This window comes from Demequina subtropica (assembly GCF_000971235.1).
GTDB lineage: Bacteria > Actinomycetota > Actinomycetes > Actinomycetales > Demequinaceae > Demequina > Demequina subtropica.
This window is the reverse complement of sequence record NZ_BBMB01000011.1, coordinates 140527-155940: the sequence shown is the minus strand read 5'-3', so window position 1 is coordinate 155940 and position 15414 is coordinate 140527. Positions and strand designations below refer to the sequence as shown.

The following is a 15414-nucleotide window of genomic DNA, read 5'->3' as shown; positions in this document are numbered from 1 at the left end:
GGCGGAGCCGCGTATCGGTGTGGCGGAGCCGCAACGGTCAGGGAAGCGCGACCCTGTCGCCGACGCTGACGCGGCCCGGCTCGACCACCCGCGCGTAGACCGCCACGCAGGCATCGCGCCGCTCACCGAGCGGCTTGAGCCAGCGCGTGGTCTGCTCGACGCCGTTCTGCGCGAGGTCGATCACGCGGCAGCGCTCGTTGCGCTTGGTGAGCTCGAGCACCACGCCGCCCAGGCTGAGCCGCGAGCCCAGCCAGGTCTCCTCGACGAACGGTTCGTCCGTCTCCACCACGATGTTGACGCGCAGACGCCGGGGGTCGGCATCCGCGCCCAGCTCGGAACGGCACCAGTCCAGGGTCGCGGTGCCCACCAGGGACACGGGCGACGAGTCGAAGTGCGGGCGCTCGCCCGGGGTCTCGGGCACGATGCGCAGGGGCTCTCCGGCCGCCCCGCTCAGCTCGGCATCCAACGCCGCCCCGCCGGCCACCCAGGTCCGCTCGCCATGCGACACCACCACCGCATCGTCCGTCATCGCCGCGGCGTAGGCGAGAACGGGCTCGATGGGCCGCCACCTGCTGCCGCGCTTGCCGGCGGCGTACAGCCCGTCCGCGTCGACGACCGCGAGCGCACGGTCACCCACCAGGCCGCGTGCGTCGACCTCGACGGAGGACGGCGACTCCCCGCCCAGGGCCTTCACGGGGAAGCGGTGCAGCGAGACGATGCGCATGCCGCCAGCGTAGGACGGGAACCCCCGCTCGTTAGAGTGTCGTGACGATGGACACCGCGCCCCGCACCGAAGCCGCCGCTCCCCCGTCGGAGCCGCCCGCCCGCGAGCCCGGGCTGATCCTGCCCGGCAAGGGCCGCATGCGCGCCGAGGTGTGGATCGTGCTCGGGCTGTCGCTCGGGCAGACCGCCGTCTACGCCGCGGTGCGGCTCGTCGAGCGGTACCTGGACACCACGCCGATCTCCTCGCAGACCACGACGCTCAACCCGAGCCGCTCGAGCATCGACGTGATCGACCTCATCCGGCAGGTGCTGAGCATCGGCTTCGCGCTGGTGCCGGTGGCGCTGGCGCTCTACCTGCTGAGCCAGCACGGCGCCTCGTGGCGCGCCCGGCTGGGCCTCGTCGGGCCCGCGCGCGCGTGGTGGCGGGATCTCGGGTGGGGCGCGATCCTCGCCGCGAGCATCGGCCTGCCTGGCCTCGCGCTGTACGCGATCTCGCGCGCGCTCGGCCAGACCGTCACGGTCGACACGTCGGGGCTCCCGGACATGTGGTGGTCCGCGACCATCCTGCTGCTGTCCGCCGCCGCCGCCGGCGTGCTCGAGGAGTTCGTGGTGGTGGGCTTCGTGCTCACGCGTCTGCGGGACCTGGGGCGCTCGCCGTGGACGGCCATCGTGCTCGCGGCCCTCCTGCGCGGCGCCTACCACCTCTACCAAGGCTGGCCCATGGCCCTGGGCAACATGGTGATGGGCCTGGTCTTCGGCTACGTGTACGTGCGTCGGGGCCGTCTCGCGCCCCTGGTCCTCGCCCACTGGACGCTCGACGCCGTCGCCTTCATCGGCCCCGAGGTGGTGCCGCACGAATGGCTCGTGTCGCTCGGCGTCGCGTAGTCCCGGTTCCGGTCCGCGCGCGCCCGTAGACTCGCCGCATGGCTGCCGAGGTGGACGAGACGCGCGAGCACGCGCTGCCCGTCCGCATCGTCGACGAGCCGGAGACCCGCGTCCGTCGGTTCACCGATGTCATCGGCATGCTCGCGACCGTGGTCGGCATCGCGGCCGTGCTGCTGGTGGGCGAGTTCCTCATCGGCACCACCGAGGGCCTGACGCAGGACATCTCGTCGATCTCGCCGTTCCTCCAGCAGCTCCTGGTCGCGCCGGTCAACCTCTTCACCGCGATCCTCGCGATCGTGATCCCCGGGATCATGATCATCGACCTGCTGGTCCGCCGAGAGCCGCGCCGACTCGTCGAGTCGCTCGCCGCCGGCGTGATCGGCGTGATCCTCACGCTGGTCGCGGCGCTCGCGCTCCTCAACCTCGCGACCGAGGAGCTCACCGCGAGCCTCACGCCCCGCGGCTTCGACCAGATCCAGCTGCCGGCGTACGTCGCCGCGATCTCGGGCCTGCTCACCGCCGCGGGCCGCCGCTCGGCACGGCGCTCCCTCGGGATGTCGTGGAACATCATGTGGCTGGGCCTCGCGATCGCCGTGATCTTCGGCGTCGTGACCATCCCCGCCGTTCTGCTCACCGTGCTCCTCGGGCGCCTCGGAGGGCTCGCGCTGCGGTACTGGCTGGGCTCGACCGCGGATCGCGCGTACGGCGACACGCTGGTCGAGGGCCTGCGGCGTGCGGGCTTCCAGCCGTTGTCCCTGATCAGGGCAGACGTCGAGCACGACGAGGACGAGTACCCCGAGCTCGACGCCGCGACCGATGCACTCGCCCGCACGCGACAAGGACGCGTGTACGCGCTCACCACGGTCGAGCACCACCGGCTGCTCGTGGTCGCGATGGACGGCGACCAGCAGGCGGCGGGCTTCGTCTCCAAGCTGTGGTCGTCGCTGCGCCTGCGCGGCATCGACACCCGCGCCGACGTCTCGCTGCGCCAGACCGCCGAGGCGACCGCGCTCGTGTCGCATGCGGCACGCGTCGCCGGGGTGCGCACCGGCCGCGTCCTGGGCATGGGGCAGATCCGCGACACGATGCTGCTGGTCTACCAGCGCCCACCGGCCACGATGCCGCTCTCCGCGCTGGACCCCGCGGAGATCTCGGACACGCTCCTCGACGCGATCTGGACCGAGGTGGGACGCGCGCACGGCGCCGGCATCTCGCATCGTCATCTCGACGCGGACACCGTGCTCGTGGGGACCGATGCGTCCGAGGACGAGCCGACCGTCTGGCTGACGTCATGGGAGCTCGGGGAGGCCGCGACGAGCGTGATCGCCCAGCGCATCGACGTCGCGCAGGTGCTCGCGATGTCCGCGGCGCTGGTGGGGCCGGACCGGGCCGTCGACTCGGCGTTCCGGTCGCTCGGCGCCGAGCACGTCGAGCAGGCCGCGCCCGTCCTCCAGACGGTGGTGCTGCCGCCCATCACGCGCGCCGCCGTCAAGGCGAGCCCGTACGACAAGGTGCTCGAGGCGGTGCGCGAGGAGATCCTCGAGCGCTCGCCCGATGCCGAGGTCGCCTCGGTGAACATCACGCGCTTCGGATGGCGCGCCATCATGACCATCGCGCTCGGCCTCATCGCCGCCGTGGTCATCCTCGCGGGCTTCCAGACCGAGAAGTTCATCGAGGCCGTGCAGCAGGCCAACCCCGGGTGGATGGTCGCGGGCTTCGGCTGGGCGCTCCTCACCTTCGTGGGCGCGGCGCTCGCCCTCGCCGCGTTCAGCCCGGTGCACCTGCCGTTCAGCCGCGTCCTCCTCACGCAGGTCGCGGCGGCGTATGTGTCGGTCGCGGTGCCCGCCGGCGTGGGACCGGCGGCGCTGAACCTGCGCCTGTTGACCAAGCGCAAGGTCGCGACACCTCTCGCGGTCGCGACCGTCGCGCTGGTCCAGGTGAGCGCCGTGGTGGTGACGGTGCTGGGACTGCTCGCGCTCACGCTCGCCTCGGGGTCGAAGGGCGCGCTCTCGGCGCTGCCGTCGACGGCCGTCGTGGTCGCGCTCGCCGCAGTGGTCCTGGTGATCGGCGCGGCCCTGCTGGTGCCATGGGTCCGCACGTGGGCCCTGCAGCGCGTGATGCCCATGCTGCGCCAGACCTGGCCGCGCCTCACCCAGGTGCTGGGCCAGCCGTGGCGGCTCGCGCTGGGGCTCGCGGGCAACCTGCTGCTCACCATCGGCTTCGTCGGCGCCTTCCAGTCCTCGCTGCTCGCCTTCGGCTACGAGATGGCGATCATCGACTCCGCGGTGCTGTTCTTCGTCTCGAACGCCGTGGGCGCCGCGGTGCCGACGCCCGGTGGTCTGGGCGCGGTCGAGATCGCGCTCACCACGGGCCTCACCGGTGCGGGCGTGCCCTACCCGATCGCGGTGTCCGCGACGCTGGTCTACCGCCTGCTCACCTACTGGCTGCGGATCCCGCTCGGGTACGTGGCCATGAAGTACCTGGAGCGCACCGGGGAGCTGTAGGGGTGTCGGACGAGCGCTACGCCTAGTCGCCCATCACCCCGGTCGCCGGCGGCGCACCCGTGGGCCCGTAGCGCAGCTGCACCGCGCCGCCCTCCCCTGTCGCGGCCGGCTCGAGCAGCCGCATCGTCGCCGGCGCCGCCCCGTCCGGGAACACCTTGCGTCCCTGCCCGAGGACCACGGGATAGACCCACAGCGTGAGGACGTCGTAGAGGTCGTGAGCGAGCAGCGTCTGCACCAGGTCGATGCTGCCGATGACGTGCACGTCCTGGTGCCGGTCCCGGATCTCCCGCACCTCGCGGACCAGGTCGGCGCCGATGCGCGTGGATCCCTCCCAGGAGAGGTCGGGAGCGCCGCGGCTGGCGACGTACTTGGGCACCGCTGAGAACTTCCGTCCGATCTCGCCGGCGGGACCGTCCTGGTGATGCGGCCAGTACCCGGCGAAGATGTCGTAGGTCCGCCGGCCGAGCAGCAGCGCGTCCAGCCCGCGGATGCCCTCGATCACGCTCTCCCCGACCATCGGATCAGGGAGCGGCGCCTGCCATCCGCCGAAGGCGAACCCGCCCGAGGGGTCCTCGTCGGGGGCGCCCGGGGCCTGCGCGACTCCGTCGAGCGTGGTGAACAGGTCGATGCTGATCCGGCCCATGGGGTCTCCTTGGTGCGCGAGCGTTGCGGCGACGCTTCGAGGATAGGTCGGACATCGCGGCACCGCACCGGGGCATGCGCCGCAGCGGGACATGAGGGCTGGATTCTCCGTGAATCCGACCCTCATGTCCCGCCAGCGCGCACTCCTCGACGCGTCGCCCCGGCCGCACGATCCGCACGCGTTGAGCTGCGACGGGGTCGGGAGACGACACGATCCGCACATGTTGCGAGGATCGGGGCGAGGGCAGCGCCGCTATCCGCCCAGGTTGTCGCCCAGCCCGCCGCGGTCGCGCAGCGCCACCGCGAAGGACGGCACCAGCGGCAGCGCGGGCAGCAGCGCCGCCTGGTACGCGTGGTAGACGTCGGGCTTGCCCGGCCACACGGTGCCGGCGGGACGGTTGTGCGGGTCGAGCTCGTGATGCCACGAGCCGCGGTGGTGGTCGATGAGGTACTCCGCGGCGTACGCCCACCAGGCGGCGGCGTCCGCCGCGTAGCGCGCCTCGCCCGTCGCCTGCCGTAGAGCCTCCGCCGCGTTGACCGCCTCCGCGAGCACCCAGTGCATGCGCTCGCGCACCACGGGCGTGCCCGCCCAGTCCGTCGTGTAGACGAACCCCACCGCGCCGTCCGCGTCCCAGCCGTCGTCGACCGCACGGTTGTACAGGGCCACCGCAGCGTCACGCAGCGAGGACCGCCCGAGCGACGCGTCCACCGCCAGCATCAGCCGCGCCCACTCGAGCCCGTGCCCCACGGTCGCGCCGTAGGGACGGAACGGATGCGCGGGCTCGTCGCGGTGGTGCTCGAGCATCGGCTCCCAGGCGGCGTCGAAGTGCTCGGGGATGCGCCACGCGTTCGCGCGGGCCCAGCCCGCCACGCGGTCCGCGATGCGCCCCGCGCGCTCGTGCCATCTGCGGTCGCCCGTGATGTCGCCGGCGGCCAGGTACGCCTCCACCGTGTGCATGTTCGCGTTGACGCCCCGGTACTCGTCGAGCGCCGTCCACGAGCGCTCCCACTCCTCCACGGACAGGCCCGCGGCCTCGTCCCAGAAGCGGTCCTGGGAGACCTGCAGCGCCTCGACCAGCAGCTCCTCGCCGCCTTCGATCCCCGCCGCCACGGCGGACGATGCGGCCAGCACCACGAACGCGTGGCCGTACGCCTGCTTGGTGGTCACCGTGGGCACGCCGTCGACGGCGGCCGCGAACCATCCCCCGTGCGCGTCGTCGTGGAGCGCCCCGGACGCGAGAGCCGCCACGCCGTGCGCGGCGAGCCCACGCAGCGCGGACACCGCTGGGCCGTCCGCCGCCGGCGCCTCCCCCGCGAGCGACCCGAGCGCCGCGACATGGGTCATGCGGCACGTGATCCACAGCTCGACGGGCCGCGAGACGTCCACGCGGCCGTCCTCGTCGAGCCACCCGAACCCGTCGGGTCGCGCGGCCCCCGTCATGAAGCGCAGCAGGCCCGCGCGCTGCGCCGCGAGGAAGGCAGGGTCACCAGGAACCGTCACGAGTCCAACATATGGGCACGATGCGCCCCGCGTCAGGACGCGACGGTCACCCCGGATCCCCCGGCGGCCCGCCACTCGCGCGGCGTCACGCCGTGCTGGCGGCGGAAGGCGCGCGTGAAGGTGGTCGCGTCGTCGAAGCCGGCCCCGCTCGCGACCTCCGCGATCGACTGCGCGGCGTGCTCGGGATCCGCGAGATGCCGCGCGGCGAGCTCGAGCCGTTGCCGGCGCAGGTAGTCGCTCGGGGTCGTCCCCACCTCCTCGAACACGTGATAGACCGTGCGCCGTGAGATGAAGAACTCCGCCGCGATGTCCTCGACCCGCACGCGCGGCAGGTTCACCGTCACGAAGTCCTCGATCGCGCGCAGGAGGCCCCCGCGGGTGCGAGGCAGCACGCGCGTTCCCTCGGCAGCCGCGCGGATCATCGTCGAGGCGAGGTCCTTGAGCACCTCCGCCGACTCCGAGGTCCCGCCGTCGGCGACCGTCCCCCCGTGCCGGTGCAGATCGAGCGCATACGTGAACAGCACGCGCGTCGCGTCCGTCGCGGGCATCGCGAGCCGTCCGAGGCCGTCGGCCATGTCGGCGCGGGGAGCGTCGAGCGCGGCGCGCGACACCTGGATGATGAGCTGGCGCTGACCCGGCTCCGAGTAGTCGAGGTAGTAGGGCACGTCCGTGGCGTACATGAAGGCGCGACCGGGCCGCACCGAGACCATCCGACGGCCCTGCCGCACCGTCCCCCGCGAGGCGAGCTGAAGGGAGAGGTGGAGCGCGTCGCCCTCCGCCCGCGCGGCCAGGCGCTCCGACCTGTCGACCGTGTGGCCGTCGGTCGCGACGCATGCGATCGAGATGCTGTCGTCGAGCTCGAGCTGGTCCATCCGGCCCTGGAAGCCGGGCTCGAACGCGCCGCAGTTGATCGGCACGAAGCACCGCCGGACCACGTCCTGCCACTCGTCCGCGGAGCCCACGGAGTGAACGACCATCACCGCCTCCTTGCGCTGATTCCACGCAAACTAGGGCGGCCCCTCATCATTGTCAACAATCTTGGCAACATTGTGACGGAAGCGAGACCCGCTCAGAACGGGTACTCGGCGATGCGCGCCTGCATGGTCACCCACTGGGTCTCCGTGAACGCCTCGATGTTCGCCTCGTGACCGCCGAACCGCACGCCCGTGCCGGACGCGCCGACCCCTCCGAACGGCGCCTGAGCCTCGTCGTCCACCGTCTGGTCGTTGATGTGGACGATGCCGCTCGACAGCCGCTCGGCAAGCTCGAACGCGGCGTACGCGTCGCCGGTGAGGATCCCGATCGACAGCCCGTACGGGGAGGAGTTCACCAGCTGCACCAGCTGATCCGTGGTGGAGAAGGGCGTGATGGACGCGACAGGCCCGAAGATCTCCTCCTCGAAGGCCGCGTGACCCGGCGCGACGTCGGCGAGCACGGACGGCGCGTAGAACAGCGCCTCGTAGGTGCCTCCCGCCGTCAGCCGCGCCCCCGCGTCGACGCTGCGCGTCACCACGGAGTGCACCTTGTCGCGCTGACCCGCGTCGATGATCGGGCCGAGCGGCGCCCCGGAGGCGGGCGGCCCCGCGGGGATGCGCGCGGCCTTCTCCGAGAGCAGCGCGACGTAGCGGTCGTAGAGGCTCTCGTGGACCAGGTGGCGCCCCGTGGTCATGCAGATCTGGCCCTGGTGGAGGAAGGAGCCCCACGCGCCGGCCGAGGCGGCTGCCTCGACGTCCGCGTCCTCGAGGACCACGAGCGCGTTGTTGCCGCCCAGCTCGAGATGCACCCGCTTGAGCAGCCGCCCGCCGCGCTCCGCGATCGCGCGCCCCGCCGGCGTCGACCCGGTGAAGGAGATCACGGGGACGCGGGGCTCGTCGACGAGCGCCGCGCCCACCTCGGTGCCGCCCGGCACCACGTTCAGCACGCCCACGGGAAGCCCCGCCTCCTCGAGCACCGCCGCGAGCAGGAGACCGCCCGCGATGGTGGTGCGCGGGTCGGGCTTGAGCACCACGGCGTTGCCGAGCGCGAGCGCGGGCGCGATGGAGCGCATGGCCAGGATCGCGGGGAAGTTGAACGGCGAGATGACGCCGACCACGCCGACCGGCACTCGCCGCGAGAGGCTCAGGCGCGGACGGCCGCTGCGCAGCACCTGGCCGTACGGCACCATCGCGGTGGCCGAGGCGAGATGGAGCTCCGATGCGACCAGCCCGACCTCGAAGGCCGCCTTCCCGGGTGCGGAGCCGGCCTCGTCCTGGAGCCACCGCTCGAGCACGCCGCGCTGGTCCTCGAGGATCGCCGCGGCGCGGCGCAGCACCGCCGAGCGCTCCTCAGGCGACGTCGACGCCCACGTCCGCTGCGCGCTCACGGCGAGGTCGGTAGCCGTCTCGACGTCCGCGGGCGACGCGACCGCGAACGAGGCGAGGCTCTCGCCCGTCGACGGCGACACCGCATCGGCCGTGGCGCCGAGCTCGATCCAGCCGCCCAGGTAGGTGCGGCCCTCCCAGTCATGCTGTGCGAAGAAGCCCATGGTCATCCTTCCGTCGAGGCCGTGGTGGCCGTTGCGTCCGTACGAGGAGAGGTCCGTGGTGCCGGCGCCGACGCCGAGGCGTCCGGCTCCGCGGGGCGCGGCAGCGCGACGACGCGGTGGCCCACGGGGAAGAGCGTGATGTCGAAGCGAGCGCGCAGCTCGCCCCAGAGGCCCCGGGGCAGGAAGAGCGTCACGACGATCGCGAGACAGCCGAGCACCACGAGGTACCAGAGCCCCATCTGGCTGAAGTAGAGGTCCATCACGTAGTAGACGACCGCGCCGATGATCGGGCCCTCGAGCGTGCCGATGCCGCCGATCAGGACCATGAAGACCATGAACGCGGAGAAGCTCACCGAGAAGATCTGCGAGGGCGACTGCACGCCGATCTGCTGGAGGCAGATGACCGAGCCCGCGAGCGCGGCCATGACGGCGGCGAGCACGAAGACGATGCGCTTGGCCCGGGTGACGTCGACGCCGACCGCGCGTGCGGCGACCTCGTTGTCGCGGATGCTCTGGAGGGCCACCCCCATGCGGCTGCGCAGCAGGAACAGGCTCCCGATGAGCGTGGCCACCAGGATCCCGAGCGCGAGCCAGTACGTGAAGAGGTTCCGCAGCACGGGATCCGCCGTGTAGTCCTCGATGCCCCGCCCGCGACCGGCACCGAGCGAGTCGAAACGGATGACGATCTGCCGGACCGCCTCCGCGATGACCCACGTGCCGATCGCGAAGTAGCCGCCGCGCAGGCGGAACGCGATGAAGGACAGCCCGAAGGCGACCGCGCCGATCACGACCGAGGCGACCAGCGCGCTCGTGTACGGGTCGAGGCCCAGGTCGTTGAAGACGAACACCCCGTACGCCCCGAGGCCGATGTAGGCCTGCTGCCCCACCGACACCATCCCCGCGAAGCCCGCGAGCAGGTTCCACGAGGTCGCGAGGGTGATGAGGTAGAAGAGCTTGATCCACTGGCTCGTCACCGACGGCTCGAACACGTACGGCGCCATCGCGAGCAGCAGGATCACGCCCGCGCCGATGATCTGCACCGTGATCATGCGCCGGCGCAGCCGGTCGACGCGCACCGCGCCGGGGACCAGGTCCGCCATCTAGACCACCACCTTGGATCGGACGATGCCGGTCGGGCGGAGCACCAGCACCGCGAGGAAGACGAGGTTGCCGACGAGCAGCGGCAGCTCGGGGCTCACCACGCCCGCAAGGGTCTGCGCGACGCCGAGGACGATGCCGCCCGCGAGCGTGCCCCACAGCGAGCCGAGCCCGCCGATGATCACCGCCTCGAACGCGAACAGCACCATGAGCTGGCCGTCGAACGGCGTCACGCCTCCCTGACGCATGCCGAAGAAGACGCCCGCGAGCGCCGCGATCGCGAAGGCGAGGCCCATCGCGGCCGCGTACACCTTGCGGTGGTCGACGCCCAGAAGGCGCAGCGTCTCCGAGTCGTCGGCGGCCGCACGCATGTGGCGCCCGATGCGGGTGCGCGCGAGCAGCAGCTGGGTGCCGGCGATGAGCGCGATCGCGACCGCCATGGTGAGCAGCGGGAGCACTCCGACGTAGAGCCCGTCCGCCAGCTTGATGCTGCGCACCGCGAGGTCGCCGGTGGAGATGGCCTGCTTGTTGGTGGTGAACAGCTCGATGAGCGCGTTGGGGATGATGATCGCGATGCCGAACGTCACCAGCAGCGGCGCGAGCTCGCCCAGGGTCAGCGCGCGTTGGAGCAGCAGCCGCTGGACCCAGTAGCCGACCACCCCCATGAGCGGCACCACCGCGAGAAGGCTCACCCAGACGCTCACGCCCAGGCTCGACAGCCCGACGGCCGCGAGGTAGGCGCCGATGGTCATGATCTCGCCGTGCGCGAGGTTGACCACGCGGAGGATCCCGAAGGCGATGGACAGCCCGAGCGCCGCCATCGCGAAGAGGCCGCCCAGCAGCACTCCCTGGAGGAGCGCGTTGACGATCACCATGACGCCACCTCGTGGCCGAAGTAGGCGTCGGTGATCTGCTCGCGCGTGAGCGACGTGGGGGTGCCCTCGAGGACCGCGTGTCCCTCGAGCATGCACACGATGCGGTCGGCCACGGCGAGGGTGCGCTCGAGGTCCTGCTCGACCAGGACGATGCCGAGCCCGCCTCCCCAGACCCCGGCGAGCGACGCGTAGAGCTCGTCGATCACGATGGGCGCGAGGCCGAGCGAGACCTCGTCGAGCAGGAGCACGTCCGGGTTGGTCATGAGGCCGCGGCCGATCGCGACGGCCTGCTGCTGCCCGCCGGACAGCTGCGACGCGTTGCGGTCCAGCAGCGGTCCGAGGATCGGCAGCGCCTCGACCACCGTGTCGACGCTCCACCGCCCCGCGCGCCGCGAGCCCGCGCCCACCTCGAGGTTCTCGCGCACCGTGAGGCTCGCGAACAGGCGGCGCCCCTCGGGCACCAGGCACACGCCGCGGCGGCTGCGCTCGAAGTCGCGCACGTCCGTGACGTCCTCGCCACGCAGGTGCACGCGTCCCGCGGTGGGACGATGCGCGCCGGCGAGCACGCGGAGGAGCGTCGACTTCCCCGCGCCGTTGGCGCCGACGAGCGCGAGCACCTCGCCGCGCTCGACCGCGAGCGACACCTCCGACACCGCGCGCGAGTCGCCGTATCCGGCCGTGATCGACTCGGCGGCCAGCAGGGCGGTCACAGGCCACCTCCCAGGTAGACCGCGCGCACCTCGTCGCTGCGCATCACCGCGTCGGGCTCCCCGTCGGCCACGATCACGCCCGATGCGAGGCACACGAGCCTCTCGACCACCGCGAGCAGCGCGCGGACCACGTGCTCGATCCAGATGATGGTGACGCCACCGGCATGGAGGGAGCGGATGGTCTCCACCAGGCTGTCGCACTCGGCCTCGGTGAGGCCACCCGCGATCTCGTCGAGCAGGAGCAGCCGCGGATCGGTCGCGAGCGCACGGGCGAGCTCGAGGCGCTTGCGGCCGAGGAGCGGCAGCGCCCCCGCCGGCGTGTTCGCCACGTCGAGCATGTCCGCCATCACCAGCGCCTCGAGCGCGCGATCGTCGGCCGCGCGCCCGTGGAGGCCCGCGCCGGCGGTCGCGCCCGCGAGGGCGTTCTCGAACACCGTGAGGTGGGTGAAGGGCCGCGGGATCTGGAAGGTCCGGCCCATGCCGGCCCTGGCCCGTGCATCGGCCCTGAGGCCGGTGACGTCGCGGCCCGCGAACCGGACCGTGCCCGCCGAGGCGCGCTCGGTGCCGTTGATGACGCTCAGCAGGGTGGACTTGCCGGCCCCGTTGGGGCCGACGATGCCCAACGCCTGCCCGGTGGGGACCGACAGGTCGACCGCCGTGAGCACGTCGAGCGCGCCGTACGACTTCGCGACCGAGTCGACCTCGAGGAGGACCTCGCCGGTCCCCACCGTGCCCGGCATCACCACTCGAGCAGCTCGAGCGGACGGTCGACCGGGAGATCCGGGACGGTGCCCGCGTCGACCACCACCCAGTCCCAGCCGCCGTCGTCGGTCTTCTCCCACTGGCCGATCGCGGTCGGGATCGTCGCGATGCCGGGGAACGGCCCGCTGGTGAAGTCGATCTGGCCGCCCAGCGTCATCATGTTGATGTCGTCGAAGGCCGCGACGAGCGCCTCCTTGTCGAACGGGTCGCCGGACGCCTCGAGCGCCACCTTCGCGACCTCGAAGAGCGAGCCGTTGAGCGGCGTGGCCTGGTTCCACACCAGGCCCTCGCCCTCGGGGCTCGCCTCGAAGTCCGCGATCCACTCCTCGGGCGTGGTGCCGTCGAAGCTGGACTCGTACGGGAAGGTGGGACCCCACCAGGTCGCGAACGCGAGCCCCTGGCCCAGGTCGTCGGGGATCGACGGCACCGTCGTCGGGAAGAACAGCGCCTTGCCCACGGTGGCGACCTTGGGCTCGAAGCCCTGCTGCGCGGCCTGGGTCCAGAACGTCACGAAGTCCGGCGGGATCGGGATGCCCGCGATGATCTCGACGTCCTCATCCTTGAAGGTCTGGATGATCGACGTGAAGTCCTGCGTGCCGTTCTCGTACGCGCCCGGGTCGACCACCGTGTAGCCGTGAGCCTCGACGAGCGGCGTGTAGCCGGTGTCGGGGTCGCGGAAGGCGCCGCCGTCCGAGTCGTTGGGCCACAGCACGCCGACCTTCTTGTTGGTCTCGACCTGGTCCCACGCGAGCGGGTCGACGTCTCCGAAGCCCTCGATGCCGAAGAAGAAGTGGTGCGTCCACTCGAGCGGCTTGTCGGGCCCGAAGCCGCCGCCGAACACGACGGCCTGCCACGGCGCGTTCGCGGTGAGGCAGGGCGTGCCGTGCGCCTCGCACTGCGCGACCACGGGGTTGACCGTCTCCGGCGTCGAGGTCGCCATGAGGAGGTCGACCTTCTCCTCCGTGATGAGCTCCTGCGCGAGCTCGCCGGCCTTCGCCGCGTCCGAGCCCGAGTCGCGGTCGATGATCTCGACCGCGTAGGTGGTGCCGTCGATGGTGATGCCGTCCGCGAACTGCTCGCGGACCACGCTGAGCATGTACGGGTCGCCGTCGGTGAATCCGGTGAGCGCTCCGGTCGCGGGCGCGATGTAGCCGATCGTGATCGTCTCCATCTCGCCGGCGTCGCCGCCGGAGCCCGTGGCGGAGTCCGAGGGACCGGCCTCCTCGGTGCCGGCGGGGGTGCAGGCCGCGAGCGCGAGCCCGGTGATCGCCGCCGCGAAGACGGCCGCGCGCCGCCTTCCGCTCGCCCGGGACATGCGGGGTGCAGAGTACGTCATGGGGGGACCGTCCAATCAGTGGTGCTCACCTCGTCGTGAGCGGCTTCAGATTAGGAGCGGCCGCTCCTCGCTCGGCGGGAACCGGGCGACCCCTGCACAGAACGCCGATTAGGCGCCGGGCGCCCCGCCGAGGTCGCCCCGGAGCGTTCCCGTGACCTCGTCCACCGCGGCGCCCACCGTGGGGGCGAGCCTGTCCGGCTCGAAGCGCCCCAGGGCCCGATAGCGGCGCAGAACATCCTTGACCGGGCCCTTGACCTCCGCGAGGACGAGCCGGATCCCCTGCGCCGCGAGCGAGTCGTCGAGCTCGAGCAGCGCATCGATCGCGGTGGTGTCGACGTCCGTGATGGGCTCGGCGGCGAGGATGACGGTGCGCACCTCGGGCCCGGCCTCGGCGACCTCGGCGCGCACCCAGTCCGCGAACACGCCGCCGTTGGCGAAGAACAGCGGCGCGTCGAAGCGGAGCACCAGGGCGCCGGGGATCGGCACGGCCTCCCCCGGGTGGCGTGAGAGGTCGTGATAGCCGCGCCTGCCCGGGATGCGACCCAGCCGCGCGCGGTACGGCCGCCAGGACCGGTCGACGAAGGTCAGCAGGGACAGCACCACCGCGACCAGGATCCCCTCGAGCACGCCCACTACCAGCACTCCCACCGTCGCGAGCAGCGACAGTGCGGCGTCGACGCGCTTCATCCGCCACAGCGCCACGACGGCCGGCGCGTCGATCAGGGTGAGGACCGCGGCGATGACCACCGCGGCGAGCGTGGGCTCGGGCAGGTACCGGGTGAGGCCCGGCGCCGCGAGCATGAAGACGACGATGAGCGCCGCGCCCACCACGCCCGTCAGCTGGGTGCGCGACCCGGCGGCGTCAGCGACCGGGGTGCGGGACGACGATGCGCTCACCGGGAACCCGCCCAGCAGGCCGCCGCCGATGTTCGCGAGGCCGATCCCGGCGAGCTCCGCGTTCCCGCTCACGGACTCGCCGCGGCGGGCGGCGAGCGTGCGCGACAGCACGGCGCTGTCCGTGAAGGCGACCAGCGCGATGCCCGCGGCAGGCGCGAGCAGCGCCAGCGCATCGTCCCAGCGGAGGCCCCCGAGCGCCGGGGCGGGAAGGCCCTGGGGAAGCGGACCGACCACCGCGAGGCGGTCCTCCAGGCCCCACGCCGCGACCGCGACCATGCCGAGCACCACCGCCACGAGGACGCCGGGCAGCGGCGAGCGCACGCGCCGCAGCACCAGGATGGTCGCGAGCGACGCGACCCCGACGGCCGCGGCGAGCGGCGCCACGTCCCCGGCACCGACCGCGTCCGCGATCGCGACCGCGTTGCCCCACGGGCCCTTCCGCTCGATCGTGAAGCCCAGCAGCGCCGGGAGCTGCGTGAGGATCACGATGACGGCGATCGCGTTGAGATAGCCCACCCGCACGGGCTTCGACAGCAGATCGGTCACGAGCCCCAGCCGCAGGAGCGCGCCGACGAGCATGAACGCCCCGACCAGGATCGCGAGGAGCCCCGCGAGCGCCACCGCACGGTCGGCGTCGCCGCCCGCGAGCGGCAGGATGGCCGCCGCGATGATGGGCGCGAGCGCCGAGTCCGGGCCCAGCACCAGGATGCGGGACGGCCCGAACGCCGCGTAGACCAGCAGCGGCACGATGGTCGCGTACAGCCCCGTGACGGGCGGCAGCCCCGCGACCTGCGCGTAGCCCATGCCCGCCGGGATGAGCAGCGCGGTCACCACCACGCCCGAGCGCACGTCGGGCCACAGCCATGCGCGGCGGTACTCGCGGGCGATGCGCAGACCCGGCATCGCGCGTTCGACCGCCGTGGCACGCATCGTCGCCCTCCTCCCCCCATCGTCGCG

General features: G+C 72.6%; 13 protein-coding genes. 2 read left to right on the top strand and 11 right to left on the bottom strand.

Going from position 1 to position 15414, the window contains the following annotated elements; genetic code table 11:
• Nucleotides 1–37: 37 nt before the first annotated feature.
• Complete coding sequence (locus AOM06_RS10385) at nt 38–724, bottom strand: MOSC domain-containing protein (RefSeq protein ID WP_062305550.1); 687 nt, start codon at nt 722–724, stop codon at nt 38–40.
• Nucleotides 725–771: 47 nt separating this feature from the next.
• On the opposite strand from AOM06_RS10385, the gene AOM06_RS10380 reads away from it, so the two are divergent.
• Both AOM06_RS10380 and AOM06_RS10375 read left to right on the top strand, forming a co-directional pair.
• Entirely contained in the window at nt 772–1608 is an 837-nt protein-coding gene (locus tag AOM06_RS10380; protein WP_082105499.1) for a CPBP family intramembrane glutamic endopeptidase, read from the top strand.
• 38 nt (nt 1609–1646) lie between these two features.
• Nucleotides 1647–4112 (top strand): lysylphosphatidylglycerol synthase transmembrane domain-containing protein, encoded by a 2466-nt coding sequence (locus AOM06_RS10375; protein WP_062305547.1) that lies wholly within the window; start codon nt 1647–1649, stop codon nt 4110–4112.
• Between the two features lie 22 nt (nt 4113–4134).
• Here AOM06_RS10375 and AOM06_RS10370 read toward each other — a convergent pair whose 3' ends face one another.
• From AOM06_RS10370 to AOM06_RS10325, 10 genes are all read right to left on the bottom strand, one after another.
• Nucleotides 4135–4755: a dihydrofolate reductase family protein gene (locus AOM06_RS10370; protein WP_062305544.1), complete on the bottom strand. Its 621-nt coding sequence runs from the start codon at nt 4753–4755 to the stop codon at nt 4135–4137.
• A 252-nt stretch (nt 4756–5007) separates the two neighbouring features.
• Nucleotides 5008–6255: an AGE family epimerase/isomerase gene (locus tag AOM06_RS10365; protein ID WP_062305541.1), complete on the bottom strand. Its 1248-nt coding sequence runs from the start codon at nt 6253–6255 to the stop codon at nt 5008–5010.
• Between the two features lie 32 nt (nt 6256–6287).
• Nucleotides 6288–7232 (bottom strand): AraC family transcriptional regulator, encoded by a 945-nt coding sequence (locus AOM06_RS10360; RefSeq protein ID WP_062305538.1) that lies wholly within the window; start codon nt 7230–7232, stop codon nt 6288–6290.
• A gap of 92 nt (nt 7233–7324) precedes the next feature.
• A complete protein-coding gene (locus tag AOM06_RS10355) occupies nt 7325–8779 on the bottom strand; it encodes an aldehyde dehydrogenase family protein (protein WP_062305536.1) in 1455 nt (484 codons plus the stop codon).
• 2 nt (nt 8780–8781) lie between these two features.
• Nucleotides 8782–9879, bottom strand: a complete 1098-nt coding sequence (locus AOM06_RS10350) for a branched-chain amino acid ABC transporter permease (protein ID WP_062305534.1) — start codon at nt 9877–9879, stop codon at nt 8782–8784.
• Nucleotides 9880–10752: a branched-chain amino acid ABC transporter permease gene (locus AOM06_RS10345; RefSeq protein WP_062305531.1), complete on the bottom strand. Its 873-nt coding sequence runs from the start codon at nt 10750–10752 to the stop codon at nt 9880–9882.
• Entirely contained in the window at nt 10746–11462 is a 717-nt protein-coding gene (locus tag AOM06_RS10340; protein WP_062305528.1) for an ABC transporter ATP-binding protein, read from the bottom strand. The genes AOM06_RS10345 and AOM06_RS10340 overlap by 7 nt, the downstream gene beginning before the upstream one ends.
• A complete protein-coding gene (locus AOM06_RS10335; RefSeq protein WP_062305526.1) occupies nt 11459–12202 on the bottom strand; it encodes an ABC transporter ATP-binding protein in 744 nt (247 codons plus the stop codon). The genes AOM06_RS10340 and AOM06_RS10335 overlap by 4 nt, the downstream gene beginning before the upstream one ends.
• Nucleotides 12202–13560: an ABC transporter substrate-binding protein gene (locus tag AOM06_RS10330; protein WP_082105498.1), complete on the bottom strand. Its 1359-nt coding sequence runs from the start codon at nt 13558–13560 to the stop codon at nt 12202–12204. The genes AOM06_RS10335 and AOM06_RS10330 overlap by 1 nt, the downstream gene beginning before the upstream one ends.
• Nucleotides 13561–13668: 108 nt before the next feature.
• Nucleotides 13669–15387 carry a SulP family inorganic anion transporter gene (locus AOM06_RS10325; RefSeq protein WP_062305520.1) on the bottom strand — a complete coding sequence of 573 codons (1719 nt, stop codon included), beginning with the start codon at nt 15385–15387 and terminating at the stop codon, nt 13669–13671.
• Nucleotides 15388–15414: the final 27 nt, after the last annotated feature.

Bases quoted from the DNA above. Each gene is read 5' to 3' on its own strand.
- AOM06_RS10385 (WP_062305550.1), bottom strand. From the start codon at position 724: ATGCGCATCGTCTCGCTGCACCGCTTCCCCGTGAAGGCCCTGGGCGGG.
- AOM06_RS10380 (WP_082105499.1), top strand. From the start codon at position 772: ATGGACACCGCGCCCCGCACCGAAGCCGCCGCTCCCCCGTCGGAGCCG.
- AOM06_RS10375 (WP_062305547.1), top strand. From the start codon at position 1,647: ATGGCTGCCGAGGTGGACGAGACGCGCGAGCACGCGCTGCCCGTCCGC.
- AOM06_RS10370 (WP_062305544.1), bottom strand. From the start codon at position 4,755: ATGGGCCGGATCAGCATCGACCTGTTCACCACGCTCGACGGAGTCGCG.
- AOM06_RS10360 (WP_062305538.1), bottom strand. From the start codon at position 7,232: ATGGTCGTTCACTCCGTGGGCTCCGCGGACGAGTGGCAGGACGTGGTC.
- AOM06_RS10355 (WP_062305536.1), bottom strand. From the start codon at position 8,779: ATGGGCTTCTTCGCACAGCATGACTGGGAGGGCCGCACCTACCTGGGC.
- AOM06_RS10350 (WP_062305534.1), bottom strand. From the start codon at position 9,879: ATGGCGGACCTGGTCCCCGGCGCGGTGCGCGTCGACCGGCTGCGCCGG.
- AOM06_RS10345 (WP_062305531.1), bottom strand. From the start codon at position 10,752: ATGGTGATCGTCAACGCGCTCCTCCAGGGAGTGCTGCTGGGCGGCCTC.
- AOM06_RS10335 (WP_062305526.1), bottom strand. From the start codon at position 12,202: ATGCCGGGCACGGTGGGGACCGGCGAGGTCCTCCTCGAGGTCGACTCG.
- AOM06_RS10330 (WP_082105498.1), bottom strand. From the start codon at position 13,560: ATGACGTACTCTGCACCCCGCATGTCCCGGGCGAGCGGAAGGCGGCGC.
- AOM06_RS10325 (WP_062305520.1), bottom strand. From the start codon at position 15,387: ATGCGTGCCACGGCGGTCGAACGCGCGATGCCGGGTCTGCGCATCGCC.